This window comes from Halomonas elongata DSM 2581 (genome assembly GCF_000196875.2).
Taxonomy (GTDB): Bacteria; Pseudomonadota; Gammaproteobacteria; order Pseudomonadales; family Halomonadaceae; genus Halomonas; species Halomonas elongata.
In genome coordinates, this window is the sequence record NC_014532.2 from 2,964,044 (window position 1) to 2,980,783 (window position 16,740).

Annotated in this window: 12 protein-coding genes and 8 tRNA genes; 5 read left to right on the forward strand and 15 right to left on the reverse strand. The window is 63.9% G+C overall.

Translation table 11 applies throughout. The annotated features are described in order from the left end of the window. Positions 1-27: 27 nt before the first annotated feature. The 3 genes from rpsF to rnr form a co-directional block, all read right to left on the reverse strand. Positions 28-399, reverse strand: coding sequence for a 30S ribosomal protein S6 (rpsF, locus tag HELO_RS13865; RefSeq protein WP_013333282.1), 372 nt, complete (start codon positions 397-399; stop codon positions 28-30). A gap of 184 nt (positions 400-583) precedes the next feature. Next, positions 584-1,396 carry a 23S rRNA (guanosine(2251)-2'-O)-methyltransferase RlmB gene (rlmB, locus tag HELO_RS13870; protein ID WP_013333283.1) on the reverse strand — a complete coding sequence of 271 codons (813 nt, stop codon included), beginning with the start codon at positions 1,394-1,396 and terminating at the stop codon, positions 584-586. A 35-nt stretch (positions 1,397-1,431) separates the two neighbouring features. Continuing rightward, positions 1,432-3,870, reverse strand: coding sequence for a ribonuclease R (rnr, locus tag HELO_RS13875; RefSeq protein WP_013333284.1), 2,439 nt, complete (start codon positions 3,868-3,870; stop codon positions 1,432-1,434). 224 nt (positions 3,871-4,094) lie between these two features. Between rnr and HELO_RS13880 the strand changes: the two genes are divergently transcribed. The 3 genes from HELO_RS13880 (at position 4,095) to HELO_RS13890 (ending at position 4,460) form a co-directional block, all read left to right on the forward strand. After that, a tRNA-Leu gene (locus HELO_RS13880) sits at positions 4,095-4,181 on the forward strand. Positions 4,182-4,244: 63 nt separating this feature from the next. After that, positions 4,245-4,331: transfer RNA gene (locus tag HELO_RS13885), tRNA-Leu, on the forward strand. Positions 4,332-4,373: 42 nt separating this feature from the next. Beyond that, a tRNA-Leu gene (locus tag HELO_RS13890) sits at positions 4,374-4,460 on the forward strand. A 139-nt stretch (positions 4,461-4,599) separates the two neighbouring features. Here the strand turns inward: HELO_RS13890 and HELO_RS13895 are convergent. The 12 genes from HELO_RS13895 to HELO_RS13950 form a co-directional block, all read right to left on the reverse strand. Continuing rightward, complete coding sequence (locus tag HELO_RS13895) at positions 4,600-5,451, reverse strand: DNA/RNA non-specific endonuclease (RefSeq protein WP_013333285.1); 852 nt, start codon at positions 5,449-5,451, stop codon at positions 4,600-4,602. 55 nt (positions 5,452-5,506) lie between these two features. Beyond that, positions 5,507-5,782 (reverse strand): Lrp/AsnC family transcriptional regulator, encoded by a 276-nt coding sequence (locus HELO_RS13900; protein ID WP_013333286.1) that lies wholly within the window; start codon positions 5,780-5,782, stop codon positions 5,507-5,509. Between the two features lie 90 nt (positions 5,783-5,872). After that, positions 5,873-7,435, reverse strand: a complete 1,563-nt coding sequence (locus HELO_RS13905; RefSeq protein ID WP_013333287.1) for a SpoVR family protein — start codon at positions 7,433-7,435, stop codon at positions 5,873-5,875. Positions 7,436-7,455: 20 nt separating this feature from the next. Beyond that, positions 7,456-8,742, reverse strand: a complete 1,287-nt coding sequence (locus HELO_RS13910; RefSeq protein WP_013333288.1) for a YeaH/YhbH family protein — start codon at positions 8,740-8,742, stop codon at positions 7,456-7,458. 145 nt (positions 8,743-8,887) lie between these two features. Then, a complete protein-coding gene (locus HELO_RS13915; RefSeq protein ID WP_013333289.1) occupies positions 8,888-10,810 on the reverse strand; it encodes a PrkA family serine protein kinase in 1,923 nt (640 codons plus the stop codon). A 201-nt stretch (positions 10,811-11,011) separates the two neighbouring features. Then, positions 11,012-13,027, reverse strand: coding sequence for an FAD-dependent oxidoreductase (locus HELO_RS13920; protein WP_041602154.1), 2,016 nt, complete (start codon positions 13,025-13,027; stop codon positions 11,012-11,014). Between the two features lie 165 nt (positions 13,028-13,192). After that, a tRNA-Asp gene (locus tag HELO_RS13925) sits at positions 13,193-13,269 on the reverse strand. Positions 13,270-13,272: 3 nt separating this feature from the next. After that, a tRNA-Val gene (locus HELO_RS13930) sits at positions 13,273-13,349 on the reverse strand. A 36-nt stretch (positions 13,350-13,385) separates the two neighbouring features. After that, positions 13,386-13,462 (reverse strand) — tRNA-Asp (locus HELO_RS13935). A 28-nt stretch (positions 13,463-13,490) separates the two neighbouring features. Next, positions 13,491-13,567, reverse strand: a tRNA-Asp gene (locus HELO_RS13940). A 40-nt stretch (positions 13,568-13,607) separates the two neighbouring features. Beyond that, positions 13,608-13,683, reverse strand: a tRNA-Val gene (locus HELO_RS13945). A 136-nt stretch (positions 13,684-13,819) separates the two neighbouring features. Beyond that, positions 13,820-14,527 carry an alpha/beta family hydrolase gene (locus HELO_RS13950; protein ID WP_013333291.1) on the reverse strand — a complete coding sequence of 236 codons (708 nt, stop codon included), beginning with the start codon at positions 14,525-14,527 and terminating at the stop codon, positions 13,820-13,822. 160 nt (positions 14,528-14,687) lie between these two features. On the opposite strand from HELO_RS13950, the gene ccoN reads away from it, so the two are divergent. Next, positions 14,688-16,115, forward strand: coding sequence for a cytochrome-c oxidase, cbb3-type subunit I (gene ccoN / locus HELO_RS13955; protein ID WP_041602155.1), 1,428 nt, complete (start codon positions 14,688-14,690; stop codon positions 16,113-16,115). Between the two features lie 16 nt (positions 16,116-16,131). Then, on the forward strand, positions 16,132-16,740 hold the full coding sequence (gene ccoO / locus HELO_RS13960; protein WP_013333293.1) for a cytochrome-c oxidase, cbb3-type subunit II: 609 nt from the start codon (positions 16,132-16,134) through the stop codon (positions 16,738-16,740).

The window sequence follows — 16,740 nt, forward strand, 5'->3', positions numbered from 1 at the left end:
ACTCCTTCAAACGTGCGACGGTTGGGCTCAGGCGGACTCGGCGGTGCGCGGCTTTTCGTCGCGACGCGCGCGCTTGTCCTCGGCCGGCTTCATCATCGGTGAAGCTTCGGTGATGGCTTCCTTGCAGCGCACCACCAGGCTGCGAATGATGGCATCGTTGAAGCGGAAGATGTTCTCGATTTCCTCGAGCGTCTCGCCGCTGCACTCGACGTTCATCAGCACGTAGTGAGCCTTGTGGATCTTGTTGATCGGGTAGGCCATGTGGCGGCGGCCCCAATCTTCGAGACGATGCACGGTTCCGCCGTTCTCGGTGACGATGCCGGTATAGCGCTCGACCATCGCGGGGACCTGCTCGCTCTGGTCCGGGTGGACCATGAAGACGATCTCGTAATGACGCATGGATTCTCCTTGCGGTTTGGCAGCTTCCGGTGGAGGCGTTGTGCACCCCAGGGGAAGCAAGGAGGTGATTCTCGAATATACGATGCCCGCTCGCAGGACGAACGGGCGCAAGTATTCTATAGACTGCGCGGGACACGCGCAAGGATGGGCTGCGGACAGGCCTGCCCCGGCCCCGATACCTGGATTATTTTTCGCTCGAGGCCCGCGACTTGCCGCTAGCGGCTCGCTGCCGCACCGCCTCGAACAGGCAGATGCCGGTGGCCACCGAAACGTTGAGGCTGGCCACCTGCCCCGCCATGGGCAACTTGACCAAGCCATCGCAGGCTTCCCGGGTCAGCCGGCGCATGCCCTTGCCTTCGGCGCCCATCACCAGCGCCGTGGCCCCGGTGAAATCGGCATCATAAACGGACGCCTCGGCCTCGCCGGCGGTCCCGGTCACCCAGACGCCCAATTCCTTCATTCGCGCGAGCGAACGCGCCAGATTGGTCACCCGATAGACCGGCACGCTCTCGGCGGCGCCGCAGGCCACCTTGCGTACCGTGGCGTTGAGCGGCGCGGCCCGGTCCTTGGGCACCACCACGCCATGGGCACCGGCGGCATCGGCGCTGCGCAGGCAGGCCCCGAAGTTGTGCACATCGGTGATGCCATCGAGCACCAGCAACAACGGCGCCGCCTCGACCGACCAGCCCTGGAGCCGATGCCACAACGATGCCTCGGCCTCGAAGGCCAACGGCGGGCAGAAGGCCACCACGCCCTGGTGCACGGCCCCCTGAGCGAGCCGATCGAGGGTGTCGCGCGGTTGGTTCACCACCTTGGCGTTACCTTTGCGGGCGAGCGCGACCAACTCGGCCAGACGCTCGGAGGCGTCCCCATCCTGCACCCAGAGTTCGCGCGGCATCTCGCCACGCTCGATCAGCGCACGCACGGCATGAACGCCGTATACCGCATCTAGCCCGCCGGGGGCCTTGGGCCCTCGGCGGTGGGATTGCTTGCTCATGAGAAAGATCTCGTCGCGGGAAGAGGCATCGCCACTCAGCGGCGACGCGAACCACGGCGGCGGCGTTTCTTGCCACTGCCCTCTTCGCTGTTGCTGCCCTCGGAGGCCTTGCCACTCTTGCCGTCACCGGCACTCTTGCCGCCGTCGCCGCCCTTGGCATGTGACGGGGCCTTCGGCTTGTCGGTGGCGTCATTGCGCTTGGAGCGGCGCTTGGGCGCGCGGCGCGGGCGCGGCTTTTCGTCGGCCAGTTCGAAATCGATCTTGCGGTCGTCCAGATCGACCCGAGCCACCTGGACGCTCACACCGTCGCCGAGCCGATAGCTCATGCCGCTGCGCTCGCCCTTGAGGCGGTGCTTTTCCGGCTCGTAGTGATAATAGTCGGAAGGCAGCGAGGTGACGTGCACCAGCCCTTCGACATAGACCTCGTCGAGGCGCACGAAGATGCCGAACTGGGTCACCGAGGCGATGGTGCCGTCATAGACCTCACCGAGCTTGTCGGACATGAACTCGCACTTGAGCCAGCCTTCCACGTCGCGCGTGGCGTCGTCGGCGCGGCGCTCGGTCATCGAGCAGTGCTCGCCCAGCTCCAGCATCTGCTCGAAGGTATAGGGGCACCACTTGCTGGGCGGCTCCACCGGGGGATTCTCGGCTCGCAGCACGGTGTTCGTCTGACGCGGCCCGCGGATCACCGAGCGGATGGCACGGTGCACGAGCAGGTCCGGATACCGGCGGATCGGCGAGGTGAAGTGCGCATAGGCCGGATAGGCCAGGCCGAAGTGCCCCTCGTTCTGGGGCGAATAGACGGCCTGGCTCATGGAACGCAGCATCACCGTCTGGATGATGTCGGCGTCATCGCGCCCCTTGATCGCTTCAGCCAGGTCCCGGTAATCCTGTGGCGTCGGTTCGTCGCCGCCGCCCAGGGACAGGCCGAGTTCGGCCAGGAACAGGCGCAGCTTGTCGAGCCGCTCCGGCGAGGGTCGCTCGTGGATACGGTACAGCGCCGGCAGGTCGTGCTTGTCGAGGAAACGGGCGGTGGCGACGTTGGCCGCCAGCATGCATTCCTCGATGATCTTGTGGGCGTCATTGCGGGAACGCGGCACGATCTTCTCGATCTTGCGCTCGTCGTTGAAGACGATGGCGGTCTCGGTGGTCTCGAAGTCGATGGCGCCCCGCTCCTCGCGCGCCTGGCGCAGCAGCTTGTAGAGCGAATGCAGGTTCTTCAGCGAGGGCACCAGCTCGCGATATTCCTCGCGCAGCGCATCGCCTTCTTCGCCCTCGTCCTCGAGGATCGAGGAGACCTTGTTGTAGGTCAGTCGGGCATGCGAGCGGAAGACCGCCTCGAAGAAGCGATAGCGGCTGATAGCGCCCGTCTTGGAGATGTTCATCTCGCAGACCAGCGCCAGGCGGTCGACATCGGGGTTCAGTGAGCACAAGCCATTGGAGAGCAGCTCCGGCAGCATCGGTACTACTTGCCCCGGGAAGTACACCGAGTTGCCCCGGGAGATGGCTTCCTGATCCAGGGGGCTGCCCGGACGCACATAATGGGAAACGTCGGCGATGGCCACCAGCAGCTTCCAGCTCCCGGACTTGGTCTTCCAGGCGCAGACGGCATCATCGAAGTCCTTGGCGGACTCGTCGTCGATGGTCACCAGCGGATAGTCGCGCAGGTCGATCCGCTGCTGCTTGTCGTCCTCGGCAACCTCGTCGGACATGCTGGCGATCTGGTCCAGCACCTCCGGGGGAAACTCCGAGGGAATCTCGTAGCTGCGCAGGGCGATGTCGATTTCCATGCCGGGATCCATGCGCTCGCCGAGCACCTCGCTGACCTCGCCGACCGGCTGCACTCGGGTGGCAGGCTGCTTGACGATGTTCGCCGAGACCACCTGGCCATCCTGTGCACCGCCATTGGCGTTATGCGGGATGATCACTTCCTGAGTGATGCGCGAGTTCTCGGGAATCAGCACCCCGAACTCGGGCGTGTTCTGGCGATACACGCCGACGATGGTCTGGGTATTGCGCGCCAGCACCTCGACGATGGTCGCTTCATCACGCCCCCGCCGGTCGCGACCGCTGACGCGCACCAGCACATGGTCGGCATGGAAGACGCGGCGCATCTGGCGCGGCGGTATCACCAGGTCGGGCTTCTTGCCGTCGTCACGCAGCAGAAAGCCGAAGCCGTCACGATGGCCGAGCACCTTGCCCTTGACCAGGTCCAGCTTGTCGATCAGGGCGTAGGCGCCACGGCGATTGCGCAGCACCTGGCCATCGCGTTCCATGGCTGCCAGACGCCGCCGCACGGCTTCCTGGAGATCCTCGTCCTCGAGGCCCAGCATCTGGCTCATGGCTTCGTGGGTAATGGGTTTGCCGTATTCTTCCAGACGCGCCAACAGGTATTCACGGCTGGGAGCGGGTTTATCGTACTTGTGAGCCTCGCGACTGGCGTGCGCGTCGTCTTCGAGCGTCCAGTGGGTCATGCGGAAAGCATCCTTGGCAGGGTCGGGGACGGCATGCGTTGCGTGACGCGCGGGTGCCGCGGGCAATCATTGTTGCGATCGAAATATGGTGTCATGGGCGGCAGTATAGCGCCGCCATGTCCATCACCCAACCATACTGTAGAGACCGGTGCGTCTCGGACAGCACCCGACAACGCACATGGGGCTTGCATTATCGCCAGAATTCGGTAACATACGCGCCACTTGCCCAGATGGCGGAATTGGTAGACGCGCTAGCTTCAGGTGCTAGTGTCCTTACGGACGTGGAGGTTCAAGTCCTCTTCTGGGCACCATCGATACCCTGTCGACCGAGATTCGGGTATCCTGCTCTTTATCAGCTCGATTCGTTCGTGTTCGCCCAGGTGGCGGAATTGGTAGACGCGCTAGCTTCAGGTGCTAGTGTCCTTACGGACGTGGAGGTTCAAGTCCTCTCCTGGGCACCATAATCGCGCAAGCGATGCCCGGAACACGACGATGCATGATGCGCCCAGGTGGCGGAATTGGTAGACGCGCTAGCTTCAGGTGCTAGTGTCCTTACGGACGTGGAGGTTCAAGTCCTCTCCTGGGCACCACATCCCGCGTCATGCAGCTGTAGCTTCAAGAGCCTTTATCAGAACGCCCCACAGGAAACCGCGACATCCAGATCGCGGTTTTTTTGTGCCCATTTTTTGCGCCCCTGCCACACATCGACGCAAGTCATTCCCGGCCCGTTCAGAAACGCCCCGGCAACCGCGCGACTTCCTCGAGCCCCCAGCCCTCGGTGGACACCCCGGCCTCCAGTGCCTCGGCCGCCGACGGCGAGAGCTGCGGAAAGAAATCCAGCCCGGTGCGCGCCTCGATCTCGTCGATGCTGACCACGAAGCGATCCAGGGGCTCGTCGCCGTTGACGTCCTGGGGCATCACGAAGGCCAGGGCCCTCGGCTGCTCGCCCGGCACCACCAGGATCTTGTAGAAGGCCTCCGGTACTTCCACCAGCCCCACGCGATCGAGCATACCCTGCAGGAAGTCGTCGTCGAAAACCGGCCCGGTGATGACCTGCAAGCGACCGAAACGCGGCACGAAGCGATCGATCACCACTTCCTCGAGGCGCTGCCATAGCCGACGATTCAGGTCCGGGCGCTGCGGTGTCATGTTACTCATCAGAAAGGTATCGCGCTGAGCATCGCGGCCATGCACGACGGCGATGGCATAGTTGGGCGCCAGGTGCCCCCGGTCATAGCCGCTGTGCGAGTAACTATCCGGCGTGACCGGCCAAAGGGAACGCCAGTCGCGCTGAAAGCCGGGGCGCTCCCCTGCCTGGGGGTTGTCCACCGCACGCAGGGTATAGCTCGCCCATAACGGACTCACCCGCACATCCGACCAGCCGATCAGATAACCATCGTTACGCAGCACTCGATGCAGGCTCAGCGGCGTCAGCTCCGACCAGGTCGGCACGCCCATCCAGCTCAGCCGGTCGCGCACCTCGCGCTCCTGCATGTACCAGAGCCCGCTGCCGACCGCCGCAAACAGCACGGCAATGCCGGCGCGCCGCATCATGCGGCGCAGGAAAGTATGACGAAACATTCAGGGAATCCGTTCCTGTCAGGGACAAAGGCCGTCTCGTGACGGCCGAGCGGGCTTACCAACCGAGCGAGAACATGGTCTCGAGATCGTGGCGGGAGTGCACCTGCATGGCGTTGAGGGTTTCGGTCTCGCGTATGCCTTCCACTTCATCGAGGCGACCGGTCACCAGTTCGGCCAGGCTCTCGAAGTCCCGAGTGCGGGCGATGGCCACCAGGTCGTAGCGACCGCAGGTGGAAAAGACCTCGCTGATGCCCTCGACATCCGCCAGGCGCTCGGCCACCGACTGGATCTTGCCCTTCTCGGCATTGATCAGGATCACGGCATTCTGCATCGGGCACTCCTCGGCTGTCCTTGGCTGAACGACACGCGATGGAGCGAACCACCGCGACTGCGGCGATTATAGCAGTGTCGAGCCTCCCGATCAGCCAGACTCGGGCGCGTCCTCGCCCTCCGGCAGCGGCCAGTGATAACGACGCACCACTTCGCCCTGCTCTATCGATTCCAGCTTGACCGGGAAGCCCCACAGCTGGTGCAGGTGACGCATCACCGGGTAGACGCTGCGCGCCAGGGGACGCCGATTGTCCTGGACATGACGCAGCGTCAGCGAGCGATCGCCTCGAATGTCCGCCGAATAGACCTGAATATTGGGCTCGCGCACCGACAGGGCGTACTGGGCCGCCAGGGCCTCGCGAATGCGCCGATAGCCACGTTCGTCGTGTATCGCGGCCACCTCGAGCATCTCGTCCTGGTCGTCATCCACCACCTTGAACAGCTTGAGGTCGCGAATCACCTTGGGCGACAGGAACTGCTGGACGAAGGATTCGTCCTTGAAGTTGCGCATGGCGAAGTGCAGCGTGTCCCGCCAGTCGCTGCCGGCAATGTCCGGGAACCACGCGCGATCCTCCTCCGTGGGCTCCTCGCAGATGCGCCGGATATCGGAGAACATCGCGAATCCCAGTGCATAGGGATTGATGCCATTGAAGGCCGGGCTGTCGAAGGCCGGCTGCTGCACCACGGCGGTGTGCGACTGGAGGAACTCCAGCATCAGCCCTTCGTCCACCACCCCATCGTCGAACATGCGGTTCATCAGGGTGTAGTGCCAGAAGGTCGCCCAGCCCTCGTTCATCACCTGGGTCTGGCGCTGCGGATAAAAATACTGGGCCAGCTTGCGCACGATGCGCACCACTTCGCGCTGCCAGGGCGCCAGCAGCGGCGCGTTCTTCTCGATGAAGTAGAGCAGGTTCTCCTGAGGCTCCGGCGGGTAACGCCCACCGGCATGCAGGCCCAGGGGATCGTTCTCGTCATCGCCCTCTCCCAAGCCGTCACCTTCCGGCATGCGCCCCGGAATCGTGCGCCACAGGGTATTCACCTGTGCCTGGAGATAGGCTTCCCGCTCCTTCTGGCGACGCTCCTCCTCCTCGGCAGAGATCGGCGAAGGCCGCTTGTAGCGGTCGACCCCGTGATTCTGCAGGGCATGGCAGGCATCCAGCAGCTGTTCCACGGCGGTCACGCCGTAACGCTCCTCGCACTCGGCGATGTAGCGACGGGCGAACAGCAGGTAGTCGACGATGGAGTCGGCATCGGTCCAGGTACGGAACAGGTAGTTGCCCTTGAAGAAGGAGTTGTGCCCGTAGCAGGCGTGAGCCATCACCAGCACCTGCATCATCAGGGTATTTTCTTCCATCAGGTAGGCGATGCAGGGGTTGGAGTTGATCACCAGCTCATAGGCCAGCCCCATCTGGCCGCGTCGATAGGCCTGCTCCACGGCCAGGAACTGCTTGCCGAAGGACCAGTGATGGTAGCCCACCGGCATGCCGACACTGGCATAGGCATCCATCATCTGCTCGGTGGTGATGATCTCGATCTGGTTGGGATAGGTGTCCAGTCGATACTCATCGGCCAGACGCGCGATTTCCTCTTCGAACTCGGTGAGGATCTCGAAGCTCCAGTCGGAACCGGTGGCGATGGGCTTGCGTACGGTCATGCTGCCTCCTTGGCCTCGCCTCAGGACTGGGCGGCGCGACGCCGGAACAACTCGCGGAACACCGGGTAGATGTCGCCGGCCTCGACGATCTGGCGCATGGCGAAGCGGTCGGCATACTCGGCCTCCACGCGCTCGTATTCCTCCCACAACGCCTGGTGGGCATGCGGGGTGATCTCGACATAGGTGAAATACTGCAGCCTCGGCATCAGCGACTTCACCAGCAGGTCGCGGCAGGTCAGGGAGTCGTCGTCCCAATTGTCGCCGTCGGAAGCCTGGGCCACGTAGAGATTCCACTGGCTCGGCGGATAGCGCGCCTCGATGATCTCGTCGACCAGCGTCAGGGCGCTCGAGACGATGGTGCCGCCGGTCTCCCGGGAATAGAAGAACTCCTCCTCGTCGACTTCCTTGGCGGCGGTATGGTGACGCACGAAGACCAGCTCGACCCGCTCGTAGTTGCGCTCCAGGAAGAGGTAGAGCAGCAGGAAGAAACGCTTGGCGATGTCCTTGTGGGCCTGGGTCATCGACCCCGAGACGTCCATCACGCAGAACATCACCGCCTTGCTGGACGGCTGGGGCTGATTGATCACATTGTTGTAGCGCAGATCATAGGTATCGATGAAGGGCACCGCCTCCAGGCGCTTCTCGAGACGCTCGATCTCGGCCTTGAGCTCGTTGATGCGCGCCGGGTTGCGCAGCACCGGGTCCTTGCGCTCCTCAGCCTCCAGTGCCTCGCGCGCCTCGCGCAGCGCGCGCTTGATCGGGCCACGCATGGCGATGCGGCGGGCATGGGCCTCGCGCATGGAGCGCACGATATTGATCCGCGCCGGCACCCCGTCCCGCGTCAGGCCGGCGCGCACCGGCTTGACCTCGTCGAGATCGACCAGCGGCTTGCGCTCCATATGCGGCAGTTCCAGGCCATCGAAGACGAAATCCAGAAACTCCTCGCGGGTCAGGGTGAAGGCGAACTCGTCCATGCCCTCGCCCTGGTTCGAGGCACCACCCTCGCCGGCGCCATCACCACCGCCGCCGCCTCCGGGCCGCCGCAGCCGATCCCCCTCGACGAACTCCTTGTTGCCCGGTGCGATGATCGAGCGCCGCCCACCGGGACCGTGCTGGAACACCGGCTCGGAAATGTCGCGGGTCGGTATCGAGACCTTTTCGCCACGCCCCATGTCGGTGATGGAGCGGCGGTTGACCGCCTCCTCGACGGACCGCTTGATATGGCTGCGGTAACGATCGAGGAACCGCTGGCGGTTGACCGCACTCTTGTTCTTGGCGTTGGCCCGACGGTCGATGAAATAGCTCATGCTGACCTCCTCTGGGCGCTGCTCACCACGGGGAACGACAGCCCAGACCGCCTTCCCCGTTCGTAGCGTTGAAGCAGCGAGAAGCGAGCGGCGAGCTTCGAAACTCGGTGACTGAAAGCTCGCATCTCGCGGCTCGTAGCTCAGGCTACTGCGACTTGCGCACCCTCAGATACCACTCGGAGAGCAGCCGTACCTGCTTCTCGGTGTAGCCGCGGTCGACCATGCGCGCCACGAAGTCCTCGTGCTTCTTCTGGTCGGCCGTCGAAGCCTTGGCGTTGAAGGAGATCACCGGCAGCAGCTCCTCGGTGTTGGCGAACATCTTGTGTTCGATCACCCCGCGCAGCTTCTCGTAGGACTGCCAGCTCGGGTTCATGCCATTGTTCTGGGCCCGGGCCCTGAGCACGAAATTCACCACCTCGTGACGGAAATCCTTGGGATTGGAGATCCCCGCCGGCTTCTCGATCTTCTCCAGTTCCTCGTTGAGAGACTGGCGATCGAACAGCTCGCCGGTCTCGGGATCGCGGTATTCCTGATCCTGGATCCAGAAATCGGCATAGGTGACATAGCGATCGAAGATGTTTTGACCGTACTCGGAGTACGACTCCAGATAGGCCGTCTGGATCTCCTTGCCGATGAAGTCCACATAGCGCGGCGCCAGGAACTCCTTGATATAGCGCAGATAACGCTCGAAGGTCTCGCGCGGCAACTGTTCCTGCTCGAGGCGCTGCTCGAGCACGTAGAGCAGGTGCACCGGGTTGGCGGCCACCTCGTGGTTGTCGAAGTTGAACACCTTGGACAGGATCTTGAAGGCGAAACGGGTCGAGAGACCGTCCATCCCCTCGTCCACGCCGGCATTGTCGCGATACTCCTGGATCGACTTGGCCTTGGGATCGGTGTCCTTGAGGTTCTCGCCGTCATAGACGCGCATCTTGGAGTAGATACTGGAGTTCTCCGGCTCCTTGAGCCGCGAGAGCACCGAGAACTGCGCCAGCATGCGCAGGGTATCCGGCGCGCACGGCGCCTCGTTGAGCGAGGAATGCTCGAGCAGCTTCTTGTAGATGTTGATTTCCTCGCTGACCCTCAGGCAATACGGCACCTTGACGATGTAGACGCGATCGAGGAAGGCCTCGTTGTTGCGGTTGTTGCGGAAGGTCTGCCACTCGCTCTCGTTGGAGTGCGCCAGGATGATGCCGTCGAAGGGAATCGCCCCCATGCCCTCGGTGGGGTTGTAATTAGCCTCCTGGGTGGCGGTGAGCAGCGGATGCAGCACCTTGATCGGCGCCTTGAACATCTCGACGAATTCCATCAACCCCTGGTTGGCCTTGCACAGCCCGCCCGAGAAGCTGTAGGCATCGGGGTCGTCCTGGGAGTAGAGCTCAAGCTGGCGAATATCGACCTTACCGACCAGCGAGGAGATATCCTGGTTGTTCTCGTCGCCCGGCTCGGTCTTGGAGATGGCGATCTGGTTGAGCCGCGACGGGTAAAGACGCACGACCCGGAACTGGGACAAGTCGCCACCGAACTCCTGGAGACGCTTGGCCGCCCAGGGCGACATCACGCTCTTCAGGCAGCGCCGGGGAATGCCGTATTCCTTCTCCAGCAACTCGCCGTCCTCCTCGGGGGAGAACAGGCCGAGCGGCGACTCCTGCACCGGCGAGCCCTTGAGGGCATAGAAGGGCACCCGCTCCATCAGCAGCTTGAGGCGCTCGGCGAGCGACGACTTGCCGCCGCCGACCGGCCCCAGCAAGTAGAGGATCTGTTTACGCTCCTCCAGCCCCTGGGCGGCATGCCGGAAGTAGGCGACGATCTGCTCGATGGCCTCTTCCATGCCGTAGAATTCCTCGAAGGCAGGATAACGACGGATCACCTTGTTCGAGAATATTCGCGCCAGCCGCGGATCCTTGGCCGTATCGATCACCTCGGGCTCGCCGATGGCCTCCAGTATGCGTTCGGCGGCGTTGGCATAGGCCGAAGGCTGCTCCCGGCAGAGTTCCAGATACTCCTGCAGGGTCATCTCTTCCTGCTGGGTGCGGGCATAGCGGTTCTGCACATGATCGAAGATGCTCATCGAAGCCTCCTTTAGACCCGGCGCCCCGGCCATGACTGTCGGCGAACCTGCCGGGGATCGGTAACTTCAGCGTAGACAGCATTAGCGGACAACGATTCTTCTTTTTCTTCTACCTCTTCAACGCAGCGCGCCCCTATCTTCTATGAACCCCGAGTCTCCAAGTCGTTTCGTTGAATTTCCCTCAGACGGCCAACGGCCCCGTCAAAGCGCCGCAGCGACCCGGGTCCCCTGGTCGATGGCCCGCTTGGCGTCCAGTTCCGCCGCCTTGTCGGCACCGCCGATGACATGCACCGAGACGCCGGCCTCACGCAACGCCTCGAGATCGTCGCGCACCGACTCCTGACCGGCGCAGACCACCACGGTATCCACCTCGATCAGGCGCGGTTCACCGTCCTGGCGAATGTGCAGGCCCTCGTCGTCGATTCCCACGTACTCGCACCCGACCAGCGTCTCGACGCCGCGGTGACGCAGCGAGGCACGATGCACCCAGCCGGTGGTGGTCCCCAGCCCCTTGCCGGGCTTGGAAGTCTTGCGCTGCAGCAAGGTGACGCGACGCGGAACCGTCGGTCGACGCGGCTCGCGCAGCCCGCCCGGCGTCGCCACCGTCAGGTCGACGCCCCACTCTTCGCACCAGGCCTCGACATCCAGGGCCGGATGCCCGGCATGGGTGAGCAGCTCCGCCACGTCGAAGCCGATGCCGCCGGCCCCGATGATGGCCACGCGAGGCCCGACCCGCTCGGCATGAACGATGGCTGCCGGATAGGACATCACCTTGGGGTGATCGATGCCGGGCAACTCCTCCAACCGTCGCGGCCGTACCCCGGTCGCCAGGATCACCTCATCGAAGGCACTCAGTTCGTGCACGCTGGGCGCCGTACCGAGGCGCACGCTCACCTGATGTCGATCCAGCATCACCCGGAAATAGCGCAGGGTCTCGTCGAATTCCTCCTTGCCGGGGATCCGCCGGGCATAGTTGAACTGGCCGCCCAGCTCGGACTGACGCTCGTACAGCGTCACCGCATGGCCCCTCTGGGCGGCGGTCACGGCGGCAGCCAGCCCGGCCGGCCCGCCACCCACCACAGCGATCGTGCGCGCCTCCTCGGCCGGCTCGATGACCAGCTCGGTCTCGTGGCAGGCCCGGGGATTGACCAGGCAGGACGTCAGCTTGCCCTGGAAGGTGTGATCCAGGCAGGCCTGGTTGCAGGCGATGCAGGTATTGATCTCCTCGCTCCGGCCATCCCTGGCCTTGGCGATCCAGGCCGGATCCGCCAGGAAGGGCCGCGCCATGGAGACCATGTCGACCTGCCCCTCGGCCAGCACACGCTCGGCCACCTCGGGCATGTTGATGCGATTGGTGGTGATCAACGGAATCGACAGCGCATCGCGCATGCGGCAAGTCACCTCGCTGAACGCCGCCCGCGGCACGCTGGTGACGATGGTCGGCACCCGGGCCTCGTGCCAGCCGATGCCGGTATTGACGACATCCGCCCCGGCCGCCTCCACGGCGCGTCCCAGCGCCACCACCTCCTCGAAGGTACTGCCCTCTTCGACCAGATCGATCATCGACAACCGGAAGATGATGAGGAAGTCGTCGCCCAGCTCGGCGCGTATGCGTCGCACGATTTCCACCGCAAAGCGAATGCGGTTTTCGAAGTCGCCGCCCCATTCGTCCTCGCGCCGATTGGTACGCCGGCAGATGAACTGATTGATGAGGTAGCCTTCGGAGCCCATCACCTCGACGCCGTCATAGCCTGCTTCGCGCGCCAGGCTGGCACAGCGCACATAGTCGTCGATGGTCGAGGCAACCTCATCGCGACTCAGTTCGCGTGGCATCGACGGATTGATCGGCGCCTGGATCGGCGAAGGCGCCACCGGCTCAGGCGTATAGGCGTAACGCCCGGCATGCAGGATCTGCAGACAGATACGCCCCTGTTCGGCATGCACGGCATCGGTCACCCGGCGATGATCGGCCACCTGTTCGGGCCGCTCCAGGGTCGCCGCGCCCTGGAAGACCGCACCTTCAGGGTTCGGTGCAATGCCGCCGGTGACGATCAGCCCCACGCCCTCCCTGGCGCGTTCGACATAAAAGGCGGCCAGGCGCTCGAAACCATTCGGCGCTTCTTCCAGGTTGGTATGCATCGAGCCCATCAGCACACGATTGGGCAGGGTCAGGTGTCCGAGCGTGATGGGGCGAAACAGATGCGGATATGCGGTCACGGTCGAGTCCTCGTGGTCGGGCAACGGAAATTCAAACAACTGTATGATAGTCGCTCGGGTTCCGCAAAGCCCGGGCATTCGCCCAAGGAGGATAGTCGATCTCGACGCCCACGCACGCGAAAGGCCCCGAGTCTTTCGACTCGGGGCCTGGAATTCGTGAGCAGATGGCGGACCGGACGGGACTCGAACCCGCGACCTCCGGCGTGACAGGCCGGCATTCTAACCAACTGAACTACCGGTCCGCGTGGTGGGCGGTACTGGACTCGAACCAGTGACCCCCAGCATGTGAGGCTGGTGCTCTAACCAACTGAGCTAACCGCCCACGCGTTTACTGCCTGGATTGTTGCGCTTGTCATCGTGGCGGACCGGACGGGACTCGAACCCGCGACCTCCGGCGTGACAGGCCGGCATTCTAACCAACTGAACTACCGGTCCACAAGATGACTGGCGACACAGGATGCGATGGCGGACCGGACGGGACTCGAACCCGCGACCTCCGGCGTGACAGGCCGGCATTCTAACCAACTGAACTACCGGTCCGCGTGCGCTACCTGCTACATGATCGGGCATGACTACGTCATGGTGGGTGGTACAGGGATCGAACCTGTGACCCCCAGCTTGTAAGGCTGGTGCTCTCCCAGCTGAGCTAACCACCCCCGGTCACGTGGCGCTGCATTCTACAGGGACGGCGCTCATTGTCAACGCGTTTTTTTCGTATCCCCCTGACTGACGCCCGTGAATAACCCCAACTCTATCATCCACTTGGAGCCATACAGCAGACGGGACACGGCGTCATGCGTGGCGCGCCATAAACTCGGCGATGCCACGAGCCCCCTCATGGATCAGCTCGATCCGGGTCAGCCCCGAGGCACGCCGCGGTCGCCAGTCATGATCACCGTCCTTCAGCCAGCGCACCTCGGCGACATCGGGCAGGTCATAGCCCTCGACCTCGTCCCGGGTTCCGAAGGGATCGCGCTCTCCCTGCACCACCAGGGTCGGGCAACGCAATTCGGGCCAGTGATCGAGCCGCTGCCGCTCCGGGCGACGCGGCGGATGAAAGGGATAACCGCACAGCACCAGGCCGGCCGCCCCGTCCCGAGCCGCCAGCATGCTGGCCACGCGCCCACCCATGGACTTGCCGCCCAGCCACAGCGGTGCCTCCAGATGGGGCGACAGAGCGTCGCGCCAACTCGCCAGTTCCTCGACCAGCTTCTCGACCCGAGGTGGCGGCCGGCGACGTCCCTCGCAGCGCATGCGGCGCAGATACGCGAATTCGATGGCCAGGGTCTGCACTCCGGCATTGGCCAGGGCACGCCGCAGCTCGACCAGGAAGTCGGAATCCTGCCCGGCCCCGGCACCATGCGTCAGCAGCAGGCGTCCTGTCCGGCATTCGCCCTGTACCTGGAGCGGGCCGAGTTCCTCGGGGCCTTCGACGCTTCCCGCGCCCTGCTCGAGCGCTCGCCTCAGCTCGACGGCATCGATACTTTCGTTGATCCTCATATTTTCTGTTGACACTGCATTGCCTATATTGTGTACCAAATGATTATATAAATGTATTCATTTACTGGATCGACTCGGCTAGACTCCTGCGAATCGGCACGCCGAGGCAAACGAGACCGACCAAGGCGCCGGTGCAGACTGAAGCTGGATGGAAACCCGCATGAACAACGCATTCGAGCACCCGAGTTACAACTACAAGGTGGTCCGGCAGTTCGCGGTCATGACGGTGGTCTGGGGCATCGTGGGCATGTCCTGCGGCCTCGTCATCGCCTCGCAACTGGTGTGGCCGCAACTCAACCTCGGCTTGCCATGGACGAGCTTCGGCCGCCTGCGGCCGCTGCACACCAACCTGGTGATCTTCGCCTTCGGTGGATCGGCGCTGTTCGCCACCTCCTACTACGTGGTGCAGCGCACCTGCCAGACCCGGCTGTGGTCCGACCGGCTCGCGGCCTTCACCTTCTGGGGCTGGCAGGCGGTGATTCTCTCGGCACTGATCAGCCTGCCGCTGGGCTACACCACCACCAAGGAATACGCCGAGCTCGAGTGGCCGATCAGCCTGCTGCTGGCCGTGGTGTGGATCGCCTATGCCATCGTCTTCCTGGGCACCATCAAGCAGCGCCGCACCTCGCACATCTACGTGGCCAACTGGTTCTTCGCCGCCTTCATCCTCACCGTGGCGGTGCTGCACATCGTCAACAACGCGGCCATTCCCGTCTCCGCGATGCACTCGATCTCGATCTACCCGGGTGCCATCGACGCCATGACCCAGTGGTGGTACGGCCACAACGCCGTGGGTTTCTTCCTGACCGCAGGCTTTCTGGGCATGATGTACTACTTCGTGCCCAAGCAGGCCGAGCGCCCGGTCTACTCCTATCGATTGTCGATCGTGCATTTCTGGGCGCTGATCATGGTCTACATGTGGGCCGGCCCGCACCACCTGCACTACACCGCCCTGCCCAACTGGACCCAGTCGCTCGGCATGGTGCTGTCGATCATCCTGCTGGCCCCCTCCTGGGGCGGCATGATCAACGGCATGATGACCCTCTCCGGTGCCTGGCACAAACTGCGCACCGACCCGATCCTGCGCTTTCTGGTGGTGGCGTTGTCCTTCTACGGGATGTCCACCTTCGAGGGCCCGATGATGGCGGTGAAGACCGTCAACGCCCTTTCCCACTACACCGACTGGACCATCGGCCATGTCCACTCCGGCGCGCTCGGCTGGGTGGCGATGATCACCATCGGCTCGCTGTATCACATGGTGCCGCGCCTGGTCGGGGAGACCCGGATGCACTCGGTGCGCCTGATCGCCGTGCATTTCTGGCTGTCGACCATCGGCACGGTGCTCTACATCGCCGCCATGTGGGTCAACGGCATCCTCCAGGGCCTGATGTGGCGCGCAGTCAATGACGACGGAACCCTGATGTACAGCTTCATGGAATCCGTCGAGGCCAGCGGCCCGGGCTATGCGGTACGCATGATCGGCGGCCTGTGCTGGGTGATCGGCATGCTGATCATGGCCTACAACGTCGCCATGACCCTGCGCCGCCAGCCGGCCGACGCCGAACGCCCCCTGCCGCAGACCGCCTGAGCCGACGGAGCATCCCATGAGACACGAGATCGTCGAGAAGAACGTAGGCCTGCTCGCCGTGCTGATCCTGGTGGTGATCAGCTTCGGTGGCCTGGCGGAAATCGTGCCGCTGTTCTTCCAGAAGCAGACCACCGAGCCCGTGGAGGGCCTCGAACCGCTTTCTCCCCTGGAACTGGCCGGCCGCGATATCTACCGGCGCGAGGGCTGCGTCGGCTGCCATTCGCAGATGGTGCGTCCCTTCCGGGCCGAGACGGAGCGCTACGGCCATTACAGCGTGGCCGGTGAATCCGTCTACGAATACAACTTCCTGTGGGGCTCCAAGCGCACCGGCCCTGACCTGGCCCGGGTCGGCGGCCGCTACAGCGACAACTGGCACCGTGCGCACCTCTACAACCCGCGTGACGTGGTGCCGGGCTCGGTGATGCCCGCCTACCCCTGGCTGTTCGACAACACCCTCGACGGCGCCCATATCGGCGACAAGATGCGCGCCCTGCAGACGCTCGGCGTGCCCTACAGCGACGAACAGATAAGCGGCGCCCAGGAAGCCGTCGACGGCAAGAGCGAGATCACCGCCCTGGTCGCCTACCTGCAACAACTGGGCACTGTGCTCGAGGACAAGCGCTGA